Source organism: Fulvivirga aurantia (assembly GCF_009711475.1).
GTDB classification, from domain to species: domain Bacteria; phylum Bacteroidota; class Bacteroidia; order Cytophagales; family Cyclobacteriaceae; genus Fulvivirga; species Fulvivirga aurantia.
In genome coordinates this window covers 1-11,446 of sequence record NZ_SMMD01000851.1, presented here as the reverse complement: position 1 = coordinate 11,446, position 11,446 = coordinate 1, and the positions used below count along the sequence as shown (strand labels likewise).

Annotated in this window: 10 protein-coding genes; 2 read left to right on the top strand and 8 right to left on the bottom strand. The window is 39.2% G+C overall.

Translation table 11 applies throughout. The features are described 5' to 3' along the window. Positions 1-882: helix-turn-helix domain-containing protein (locus E1176_RS12880; RefSeq protein ID WP_155211041.1), on the top strand; the 882-nt coding region annotated here is incomplete at its 5' end. Here the strand turns inward: E1176_RS12880 and E1176_RS12875 are convergent. The 4 genes from E1176_RS12875 to E1176_RS12860 all read right to left on the bottom strand — a co-directional run bounded on the left by E1176_RS12875 (position 868) and on the right by E1176_RS12860 (position 3,543). Next, positions 868-1,632 carry a phosphoglycerol geranylgeranyltransferase gene (locus tag E1176_RS12875; RefSeq protein ID WP_155211040.1) on the bottom strand — a complete coding sequence of 255 codons (765 nt, stop codon included), beginning with the start codon at positions 1,630-1,632 and terminating at the stop codon, positions 868-870. The two genes, E1176_RS12880 and E1176_RS12875, sit on opposite strands and share 15 nt — an antisense overlap. Continuing rightward, positions 1,616-1,978: a hypothetical protein gene (locus tag E1176_RS12870; protein ID WP_155211039.1), complete on the bottom strand. Its 363-nt coding sequence runs from the start codon at positions 1,976-1,978 to the stop codon at positions 1,616-1,618. The genes E1176_RS12875 and E1176_RS12870 overlap by 17 nt, the downstream gene beginning before the upstream one ends. Next, on the bottom strand, positions 1,971-2,312 hold the full coding sequence (locus tag E1176_RS12865) for a phage holin family protein (RefSeq protein ID WP_155211038.1): 342 nt from the start codon (positions 2,310-2,312) through the stop codon (positions 1,971-1,973). The genes E1176_RS12870 and E1176_RS12865 overlap by 8 nt, the downstream gene beginning before the upstream one ends. A 106-nt stretch (positions 2,313-2,418) precedes the next feature. After that, the gene (locus E1176_RS12860; RefSeq protein ID WP_343030533.1) at positions 2,419-3,543 is read right to left on the bottom strand and encodes a Na/Pi symporter; all 1,125 of its coding nucleotides are present in this window, start codon (positions 3,541-3,543) and stop codon (positions 2,419-2,421) included. A gap of 221 nt (positions 3,544-3,764) precedes the next feature. Here E1176_RS12860 and E1176_RS12855 point away from each other — a divergent pair, with 221 nt between their 5' ends. Continuing rightward, positions 3,765-5,462, top strand: coding sequence for a Na/Pi cotransporter family protein (locus E1176_RS12855; protein ID WP_155211037.1), 1,698 nt, complete (start codon positions 3,765-3,767; stop codon positions 5,460-5,462). On the opposite strand, the gene E1176_RS12850 is transcribed toward E1176_RS12855, so the two are convergent. The 4 genes from E1176_RS12850 to dapF are packed head-to-tail and all read right to left on the bottom strand — an operon-like array spanning position 5,459 to position 11,346. Further along, positions 5,459-6,649, bottom strand: coding sequence for a M20 metallopeptidase family protein (locus E1176_RS12850; protein ID WP_155211036.1), 1,191 nt, complete (start codon positions 6,647-6,649; stop codon positions 5,459-5,461). The two genes, E1176_RS12855 and E1176_RS12850, sit on opposite strands and share 4 nt — an antisense overlap. Next, complete coding sequence (locus E1176_RS12845) at positions 6,649-7,158, bottom strand: hypothetical protein (protein ID WP_155211035.1); 510 nt, start codon at positions 7,156-7,158, stop codon at positions 6,649-6,651. The genes E1176_RS12850 and E1176_RS12845 overlap by 1 nt, the downstream gene beginning before the upstream one ends. A gap of 3 nt (positions 7,159-7,161) precedes the next feature. Further along, the gene (secA, locus tag E1176_RS12840) at positions 7,162-10,506 is read right to left on the bottom strand and encodes a preprotein translocase subunit SecA (RefSeq protein WP_155211034.1); all 3,345 of its coding nucleotides are present in this window, start codon (positions 10,504-10,506) and stop codon (positions 7,162-7,164) included. A 60-nt stretch (positions 10,507-10,566) separates the two neighbouring features. Beyond that, positions 10,567-11,346, bottom strand: a complete 780-nt coding sequence (gene dapF / locus E1176_RS12835) for a diaminopimelate epimerase (RefSeq protein ID WP_155211033.1) — start codon at positions 11,344-11,346, stop codon at positions 10,567-10,569. Positions 11,347-11,446: the final 100 nt, after the last annotated feature.

Below are 11,446 nucleotides of genomic sequence, written 5' to 3'. Positions count from 1 at the left end.
TTAAAGTCCAATAATATAAAGGTATCTCACGACTTTTCTATTACCGACTACGAGGAGACTGAAAACACAATTTTAATCCTAAAGAAGGGAACGGTAAAATTTGGCAAAGAACAAGAGACTTTGCAGGAAGGGCATGCGTTATTTATCCCAGCTGGTAGATTTACACCTCTCTCTTTTGGTAATGTTGATGAAAAAAGCCCAAAACTCACGTTAGAGGAGTTTGGCTTTAAACAGACAGAATACTTTAAAACCAGCGGATCTGAAGAAGCAGCGGCTGTGCCGGTTGCTGACTTTACATCGGTTGTATTTGAAGCAAAAGTATTTGATACGGTTAATTTTTTCACCGCACTTGATATACCCGCTTTCTCTTTAGAGAACTCAAAAGTTAACAACATCATTTATGATATTGTAAAAGAGCAAGAGACTGAGGAGGAAGGTTTTCAGCGTGTAGTTAAGATTAAGAGTGAGTTGATGGCTGTCGAGGTTATCAGACATATACTTAGAAAGAGACTTTTTGTAGAGCAAATGGCTACAAATAGTACTTACTTCAAAGATCCAAGATTGATCAAGCTGTTTAAGTATATCAAAGATAATATTGGCGGTGAGCTTACTAACAAAACTTTATCTGAGGTAGCAGATGTATCAGAAGATTATGTTGGTCAGTATTTCAAAACATTGACGGGCATTAATCCACAGGATTACATCGAATACCAGCGTATGGAGCACGCGGTTAAACTTTTAAGAACCACAAAAATGAGTATTCGCGATATTGGTACTGCTTGTGGTTATAAAGACACTGCCTACTTCTGTAGAAGATTTAAGATGATGTATGGTATACCAGCAGGTAAGATGAGAAAGCGTGAAACGCTAATGAACATCTAAGACCTTGTTGAAATCATAGATAATTTCAGAAACCTCAATCAAAAGATTGGGGTTTTTTTCTGCCGCATTTCCAATTACAATTACATCTGCCCCAGCTGTTAATGCTTCTTTTGCTTTCTGTGTGGTGTTGATGCCGCCCCCAATTATTAACGGAGCATTTATGGCCTTTCTAACCTTTGAAATAACTTTTGCGGGTATATGTTGCTTAGCCCCACTGCCGGCATCCATATAAATAAGCTTCAGTCCCAACATTTCACCTGCCATAGCCGTGCAGGCCGCTACCGCTTCTTTATCTGAGGGAATTGGATTGGTATTGCTCATATAAGACACAGAAGAAGTGTTTTCTGAGTTTATAAGCATATAACCAGTTGGCAAAACTTCAATACGACTATTTTTTAATATCGGAGCAGCCACTACATGCTGGCCGATCAATAAATCGGGGTTTCTACCAGAAATCAGACTTAAAAATAGAATACCATCTGCATTGAGATCGATATGCATATTACTGCCAGGGAAAAGCACCACCGGAATATCGCTGCCACTTTTTAACGACTGAATGATCTTACTTAGGTTGCTATTAGTGATTAAACTACCACCAACAAAAAAGAAGTCCACATAACTTTCGTTGGCAATCTGAATAAGCTTTGTTAATGAAGATACATCTTCAATTTTGTCTGGATCGATAAGAACGCTGAGAGACTTCCTTCCCGCTTTGCGTCTTTCATTTAAGGTCTCAAGAATTGTTGTCATCACCTTTTATCGCCTGTAGGTAGTCTAATAATTTCTCTTTGATAATACCTAGTAGAAAGAAAGCGAGCTCTTTCATAATTGTATGCTTTACTACTGAGAAAACTGAAGGCTCATCATCTGATGTGGCTTGAGGTACTACAGATGCACGACTGGTTTCTTGATGATTGTCAGAAGCAAGTGCTTTAAATAGTTTGTAAGCCACCCAAAAGCCGGCACCAACCACTAAAGTACCTGTAAGTATAGTTTTGGTTTTACTTAATAATTCGTCTACATCTTGTTCTAATGCGTGCTCGTACTCTTCCGCAGAGGCTTCAAGTTCTTCTCTGGTTTTGTGGAGGTTACTCATCTTCAGCAGTTATGGATTTATGAATTTTATCACTTATCGTCTTGTGGAGTTTATTTCTGTCCACAAATAAATAGAAAGTTAGCACAAAAGTGATATAGATAAAAGCAACTACCAAATAACCAAGAAAGGCACTGTCTAGTAACTGGTTGATTTTTATGGATGCAGCTATGCTTAGCAATATTAAAGCTATGAGAAGGCATATTCCTAATAACATTTGTATGAGCAACTTTGCCATTGCTCTGGCGATTTCTTCCTTAAGTTCAAGTTTTAGTAATTCTATCTTGGTTTCTGCGTAACCAATGAAATCGTCTTTTATTTTATCTAGGTTGAACAAAATAGCTGATTTAGTTTATAGCCTCTTTTTGATGGTAATAATGTGTCAAAGAGCAAAATTGTTTAAATATAAGAAATGGAAAGATTAAGCAGCAGCTAAGCTTCTATCAATTATTCTGATAAATGTTGATCAGCACAAAAGGAATTATGAAGAATACAAGCAGAATGTAGAAAGCCACACCGATACGATGTTTGGCAATAACTGCGGCAAACTTTTTACTCATTTTTACCGGTAGGTTTCTTATTGCTGGAAAAGGTAAAAATAAAAGTATACCAAACAGGTTGATAAGTAAGTGGAGTATAGCAGTATTTAAGACGGTTGTTGAGTTAAAAGCAACAGTTATAAACGCTGTAATTGTTGTACCAACATTGGCGCCATATATAAAAGGAGCGATCTTCTTTAATTTTACCTTGCCAGTCGCGACTAGTGGCACCACTAAAGAAGTAGTAATAGAGCTAGACTGAATAATACCGGTTGTTACCACACCCCATCCAAAAGATTTAAATGGGTTTTTGAATAAATACAAACGTAGTTTACTTTGAGAATCTCCTATTACCGAATTATAAATTTGTCTGGAAACCAGCTTTACTGCTCCTATGAGGCCGGCAAACGATATGACAAGAGTAATAAGCCCGTTACCCACCAAATCGATAAAACCTTGTGAAAGACCAAAGTCAAACATGTTGTTATAGGTCATGTTGTCACCAACAGCAGCAGGGCTGTGGTCTGAAAATAGACCGGCAATTTGTGTGGTAAACGATGATAATAAACCGTAATTAAGCTCTAGCGGAAAAAGAATAGCTACTACTATAATGTTAAAAAAATCATGAATTACGCCAGTAGCAAATGCCTTTCTAAACTCTTTTTTCTGATCAATATATCCCAGGCAAATCAATGTACTGGTTAGTGTAGTGCCTACATTAGCGCCTAAAATCATGGGTACAGAGTCTTGAAAAGTAATAGACCCTGAGGCCACTGCTGTTATGATTATAGCAGTACTCGTTGAGCTACTCTGTATTAAAGCTGTAATAAGCAGACCTATAAAAAGACCGATAAATGGATTGGCCGATGCCTGTATAAAAGATTGTATTGTATCTTGCGACAAGCTTTTGAAGGACTGACCCATGAGGTCTAAAGAAAAGAGAAATAGCAATAGACCTAACAGCAGGGCCAGAATGCCCAGCATAGAATAATTGCCTGATTTATCTTTTATATCTAATTTGTTTGTCACTAAAATACGAGATGCCCAAATGAAGCCGCAAAAGTATAAATTAACTAAGTTAAACTTGTCTAAGCCAATATTATCGAATTGTTAAACTTATTTAGGAGTGAAATGGTTAGATTCGCGGCATGTTTTGATTTTGCATCAATACTTAACAATTACTTAATGAGCGTAATAAAACCTTAACTACCCGCCTTAGTATTTTTGCAAACCTTTTAAAATGGACAACTATGGATTTTGGCATACTTGACTTAATCAGAATAATCGGAGCGCTGGGCTTCTTTATCTTCGGGATGAAGATAATGAGTGAGTCGCTACAGTTAGTTGCCGGATCTCAAATGAGAAGGGTGCTGGGTACGATGACTACCAATAGATACACGGGTGTGCTTACAGGCTTTTTAATAACTGGTCTTCTCCAATCTTCTTCTGCCACCACAGTGATGACTGTAAGCTTTGTAAACGCTGGGCTTATTTCGCTGGTTGAATCGGCAGGTGTGATGATGGGGGCAAATATTGGTACAACAATAACTGGTTGGTTGGTTTCTTTAATCGGGTTTAAAATTAAAATAGCCAACTACGCACTTCCTATAATCGCCATTGGTTTTCCAATGTTGTTTTTCTCAAGTGATAGAGTAAAGAAATGGGGTGAAGTGCTCATAGGATTTGCGCTGTTATTTATGGGCTTAGGTGAGCTAAAAGAGGCTGTGCCTGATATAAAAAGCAATCCTGAAATCCTTTCGTTTTTAACTGAGTTTGCAGACCCTGGCATTTTAACAAGAATGCTATTTGTATTAGTAGGTACCATCCTTACCGTGGTGGTGCAGTCTAGTAGTGCTGCTATGACGCTTACTATCGTACTTACTACGCAAGGACTACCTTTAGACATAGCTGCAGCCATGATCTTAGGGGAGAATATAGGTACAACTATAACTGCTGAGTTGGCTTCTCTTGTAGCCAACGTACATGCAAAGAGATCTGCCAGAATTCACTCATTATTTAATCTCATTGGTGTCACCTGGATGATTATTATTATGCCATGGTTCCTTGATGGACTAAATTGGTTTTTGGATAGCGTAGTTCCTGTTTCTGAAATAGGAGTAGAGAACCAATTTGCTTTAGCGGCATTTCACACAGCATTCAACCTTCTGAATGTACTTCTTCTTATCGGATTTGTGCCACATTTAGTGAAGCTGGCTAGAAATTCTGTAAAATCTAAGGGAGAAGAAGATGAGGAGTACAGACTTGAGTTTATCAACAAAGGAGTATTTACTCCTTCAGAAATGTCATTAGCGGAAGCGTCAAAAGAGGTTATCAAGTTTGGACAGATGACCAAAAAGATGCTGAAGTGGTTTATGGAGCTTTCTAACGAGCAAAAAAATAAGCGGAGAGGAAAGCTTTCGATGAAGATTCAAAAAGTAGAAGACTTTACAGATGATCTGGAAGAGCAGATCAACGATTTCCTTGTAAAAATTTCTGAAAATGGCGTGAGCTTAAAGGGGTCTCTTGAAATAAGAGGTTTGTTAAGTATTGCGACAGATCTGGAGCGTGTGGCAGATATCATTTTGAGAATGTCAAAAGATATAGAGCGCATGCATAAAAATAAGATCAACCTCAATCAGGATCAGCGAGATAATCTCAATAAGTTGGCTGGGAGAGTTGATAATGCGGTTGATGTAATGATACAGAACTTGTCAACCGAAGCATCTAAAGTAACTATTCAGGAAGCGCGCGCTATGGAAGACGCCATTAACCTTGAAGTGAAGCATATGAGAAAAGGTCATATGAAGAGTATTGAAGAGAAAGGTTATGATGTGAGAGCAGGTATTATTTATAGAGATTTATACAACGGCTACGAGCGCATTGGCGATCACATTATCAATGTTACTGAAGGAATTATTGGTGATGGTATGAAGGATGAAGAGGCTTAGCCTTTAAGCTGATTCAAGGCCAACCAAGCCATCAAACCCGCACCTATTTCCAGCGCACTTTCATCGATGTCAAAAGTAGGGGTATGCACATACGAAGTGATCCCTTTTTCCTCATTACGTGTACCTAATCTGTAAAAACAAGCGGGTATTTCGTGTGAATAATAAGAAAAATCTTCTGCTCCCATCCATATCGGTAAATCAACTACATTTTCTTTGCCCATATAGTCCTCAGCAGCTAATCGTGATGATTCAGTCAACTCAGGATCATTTTCTAGGTAAGGGTAACCTTTTGAGATATTTACCTCACATTCAGCGCCCATGCCCTCTGCAATTGATTGAGCCATTTTGGTAATTAAACCATGAGCCCGAGCTCGCCATTCTTCATCCATAGCGCGAAAAGTGCCGGCAACCTTCACTTCATCAGGGATTATATTCGTAGCTCCATGAGCATGTACATCCCCAAAAGAAAGTACAGTTGGTGTTTTAGGACTGGCATTTCTGCTAATTATCTGCTGAAGAGCAACTATGATATGTGAAGTAATAAGCACAGTGTCTGTCAACAGCTCTGGAATTGCTCCATGACCGCCCTTACCCTTGATCGTAAGATAGATTTCATCGGCACTGGCCATATACATACCTGATTTAAAACCAACCTTTCCAACGGGGATTAATGGCATTACATGTTGTCCATGAATATTGCTGGGCGCAGGATCTTTAAGTGCTCCATCCTTGATCATTAAAGAAGCACCGCCAGGATTTTTTTCCTCACCAGGCTGAAAAATAAGTTTGATTGTACCCTCAAACTGATCTTTTACCTCATTGAGAATTCTGGTTGCACCAAGTAATGAAGCTGTGTGCGCATCGTGACCACACGCATGCATTACACCTTCATTTTTTGACTTATATGGCACATCATTAGCTTCAACAATTGGCAGTGCGTCCATATCCGCACGAAGAGCAATAGTTTTTTTTGAAGGATTTTTACCTTCTATCAGTGCGGTTAAACCTGTGTTAGCGACACCTTCTTTTGGTGAAAGGCCAATCTCCCTGAGCTGCTCTGCCACGTAACGTGCAGTATTAAACTCCTTGTAGGAAAGCTCAGGGTTAGCATGTAAATGTCGCCTGATATCAATTACTTTCTGGAGATTATCTTTAGCCAGTGACTTTATTTTCTCCTTTGATACCATTAGTTGATGTATATTTTTTCCGGGATAATGATCGCTTTAGTAAATTCTTTTTTTATAGCCGCATAATCGCGTTGAGCCTCAAGTCTGCTGTAGTATTTGCCTACTTTTACTCTAAAATTTGGTTCATCAAACTTTAAAATAGGTCGCGATTCGTGCAATATGGTAAAGACCTTGCCTTTTGCTAATCTGGCTTTCTCACTGTCGGTTCCAGAATATACCAAAATGGTAAAACCGTCTACATAATTAACGTTGGACCTTAGGCTTACAATGCTGTCTAGCACTGCATTGAGATTTGCAGTAACATCATAAGTAGGCTCTATAGATGAGTAATCTTTCTTGATTACAGCTGAGTCGATTGTAAAAGACATGCTGTCATCAATAGCAAGAATTTTAGGCCTTAGCGGCTCTAAATCTTCTTTATAACTTTCATCAGAAGCACTGGGAATAGTGCTTTGAGAACAACCCATAGCCAAAAGCGCGACAACTAAAATGTAGGTTAGGTTTTTCATTAGTTAGTCCTCAATAAGCACACACTTATTAGATTTTACGTCTTCTTCTACTTTCTTAAATTTCACATCCTTCTTTACGCTGCCATCAGGATACTGTACTGTAACCTTGTCGTTTCTTCCAGGAAGATTGTCTGCCTGAATCGGCTTTGTCTTTTCGGCAGGAGGTCTATTGGCTTGTGGCTGTCCTCCTCCGCTTAATAAAGAGCGTGATTCATCTTTTTGTTCCTTGAGCTGTTGTCTTTTATGTGTACGAGCCTCTCTTACTTGTTCAGGTTCCTGAACCGGAAGCTCAGCTTTCATAAGGAATGAAATAGTATCTTCATTTACCTTAGCAATAAATCGCTTAAACAACTCAAATCCTTCAAACTTATAGATCAATAATGGATCTTTTTGTTCGTAAACAGCATTTTGAACACTCTGCTTAAGATCGTCCATCTCACGAAGGTGATCTTTCCATAGTTGATCTATGATGGCCAACGTGATCATCTTCTCCATCGCTTTAACTAATTCGCGATTTTCAGTTTCAACACATTTTTTAAGATTAGCCGCTACATTTATACGTTTATGGCCATCGGTAAATGGTACAAGAATGTTTTCTATGGTTGCGCCACGAGTCTCTTCAATATTTTTGATTACAGGGAAAGAATTCTCTGCTATTGACTGATTCTTTCTCTTGTACTGCTCATATGCGTGATTATAGAGTTTTTCAGTAAGCTCTTGTTCAGGGATTTTCTCAAACTCCTCTTTCTCAATATCAAAATCAACGCCAAGTACTCCGAGCACAGTAAGTTTGAAGCTCTCGTAATTACCTGCGCCTTTTGTATTGAGCGTGATGTCTTCACAAGTATCATAAAGCATGTTCATGATATCTAGCTGAAGTCTCTCACCATAAAGCGCGTTTCTTCTTCTCTTGTAAATAACCTCTCTTTGAGAATTCATAACGTCATCATACTCAAGAAGTCTCTTTCTTATGCCAAAGTTGTTTTCTTCAACTTTACGTTGCGCACGCTCGATAGATTTCGTCACCATAGAGTGAGAAATAACTTCTCCTTCTTTAAGGCCAAGTCTATCCATTACTTTGGCGATGCGCTCAGGCATAAACATACGCATGAGGTTGTCTTCTAAAGACACAAAGAACTGTGATGACCCTGGGTCTCCCTGACGGCCAGATCTACCTCTAAGCTGCCTGTCAACACGTCTTGACTCATGGCGCTCCGTACCTATGATAGCCAAACCACCAGCTTCCTTAGATTCTGGTGTCAGCTTAATATCAGTACCACGACCAGCCATGTTGGTAGCAATAGTTACAGTACCCGGTTTACCGGCTTCTGCTACAACTTCTGCTTCTCTCTGGTGTTGCTTAGCATTAAGTACCTGGTGTTTAATTTTACGCATATTGAGCATTCGACTCAATACCTCTGATATCTCCACGGATGTAGTACCCACTAGCACTGGTCTGCCAGCTTCAGTTAAGCGTACAGTCTCTTCAACTACCGCATTAAACTTTTCTCTCATGGTTTTATACACCATGTCTTGGTCGTCATCTCTGGCAATTGGTCTATTAGTTGGTATTACAACCACATCTAATTCGTAGATTTCCCAGAACTCACCAGCTTCAGTTTCTGCAGTACCTGTCATACCAGACAGTTTGTGGTACATTCTGAAATAGTTCTGCAAGGTTACGGTAGCATAAGTTTGCGTAGCATCCTCAACTTTTACGTTCTCTTTTGCTTCAATCGCCTGGTGTAAGCCGTCAGAGTATCTTCGGCCTTCCATCACACGACCAGTTTGCTCATCTACGATTTTTACTTTTCCATCTACAATGATGTACTCAGTGTCTTTTTCAAAGAGCGTATAAGCTTTTAGTAACTGGTTGACAGAGTGTATACGTTGTGATTTCACAGAGTAATCTCTGATGATTTCATCTTTCTTCTGCACCTTATCTTCATCAGACATCTCCTCATCTTTCTCAAGTTGAGCGATCTCCATACCGATATCTGGCATGATAAAGAAGTTTGAATCTTCACCTTCACCGGTAATCAGGTCAATACCTTTTTCTGTAAGTTCTATGCTATTTTGTTTTTCATCAATGGTGAAAAACAAAGGCTCATCAGCCTCAGGCATCATTTTTTGGTTGTCTTGCAGGTAGAAGTTTTCTGTCTTCTGCAAGATTTGACGCATACCTGTCTCACTTAAGTATTTAATGAGTGGCTTATGCTTTGGTAATGCTCTATAAGCTCTAAAGAGGGCAAGACCGCCATCTTTTTCATTACTATCTGATATCAGCTTTTTTGCTTCTGATAAGAATTGCTGAGATATTTTCTTTTGAGCCTCTACTAATTTGGCAATTCTAGGCTTGAGGTCATAAAACTCATGCTCATCACCTTTTGGTATTGGACCAGAGATAATAAGGGGAGTTCTGGCTTCATCAATTAATACTGAGTCTACCTCATCGACCATGGCGAAATGGTGCTTGCGCTGTACCAATTCTTCAGGATCTCGTGACATATTATCTCTGAGGTAGTCAAAGCCGAATTCGTTGTTTGTTCCGTATGTAATATCGGCATTATATGCATTGCGTCTGGCATCCGAGTTTGGCTCGTGCTTGTCAATACAATCTATTCGCAAGCCGTGAAATTCGAAAATAGGTGCCATCCACTCACTATCACGCTTTGCCAGGTAATCATTTACTGTAACTACGTGTACACCTCTTTTTGCCAAGGCATTAAGGAAAGCCGGCAAGGTAGCAACGAGGGTCTTACCCTCACCAGTAGCCATCTCGGCAATTTTACCCTGATGAAGTACTATACCACCAATGAGCTGTACGTCATAGTGAAGCATATTCCAGGTTACTTCTGTACCTGCTGCATCCCACTTGTTGTGCCAAATGGCCTTGTCACCCTGTATTTCTACATGAGGTTTCTCTGAGGCAAATGTCTTGTCAAGCATGGTAGCGGTTACTTCCAGCTTTTCATTTTCTTTGAGTCTTCTTGCTGTATCTTTTACAATTGCAAAAGCCTCAGGAAGCACATCCATAAGTACCTTTTCGAGATCGGTATTTCTATCTTCCTCGAGTTTATCTATCTCAGCAAAAACCTCTTCTTTATCGTGAATATCCAAATCTGGATTGTCAGCGATTTTTTGATGAAGCGCTTCAATTTTTGCATCTATATCTTTGAGGTAGTCATTTATTTTTTGCTGAACAGCGTTGGTTTTTCCCCTCAGTTCATCGTCACTTATAGTAGCTAATTTGGCATATTCACCGTTGATCTTCTCCACAAGAGGCATCACGGCTTTAATGTCTTTTTCTGACTTTGTACCAAATATCTTTGCTATGAATTTTAACATATTATTGCTTTGTTTCTTTTTAGCGGCTTAAAGTTACGCTGTTTTTATTACTTATTTCAATTACTCAGGCAAATGAAATGTACCATTAAAAACCTGTTCGGCCGGGCCAATTAGGTTTACCTGAGAATAGGAGTCATTTTGAAAATTACGAAACTCAATTTCCAAATTTCCGCCTAGCGTTTGCACTCTGACAGGGCTTTCCAAACCTTTTTGACTGGCTGCGATGGCTGCTGCTGTCACTCCGGTGCCACAAGATAATGTTTCGTCTTCCACGCCACGCTCATAGGTTCTTACGAAAATCTCATTGTCTGGCAAAACTTCAACAAAATTGACATTTACCCCAGATGCCTTAAACAGACCTCCGTTTCTAATTGTCTTGCCTTCATCGTACACTTTGTAGTTTTTTAGGTTTACCACAAACTTTACTAAGTGTGGTGACCCGGTATCAAGAAACATACCATCCTCCATAAGCCTGACATTTTGTACGTCTTTCATTTTGAGCTTTACCCATTTGTTGGGTAATATTTCAGCGGTATGCTCCCCATCATAGGCTTCAAACGTGGTTTTTTTGTCTATAAGGCCTAAGAAATGTGCATAATTCACAGCACAACGGCTGCCATTGCCACAGAGGCTTTGACTGCCATCAGGATTGTAATAAACCATTTCGAAATCAAGATGATCGTGGGGCTGAATGAGGATTAGGCCATCTGCACCAATACCAAATTTGCGATTACATAGTAGTGATATTTGCTCGTTTGAAAATGAAAATTCTCCTTTGCGATTGTCTACCATGATGAAATCATTGCCGGTAGCCTGATACTTATAAAAATCGAATGTCATAACTTTAAAAAATAAAAAGCCCCATACCTTTTGGGTGCGGGGCTTTAAAATAGCAATTAATTCTCTTATTTACTTGATTTCTTCAAAATCGACATACTCA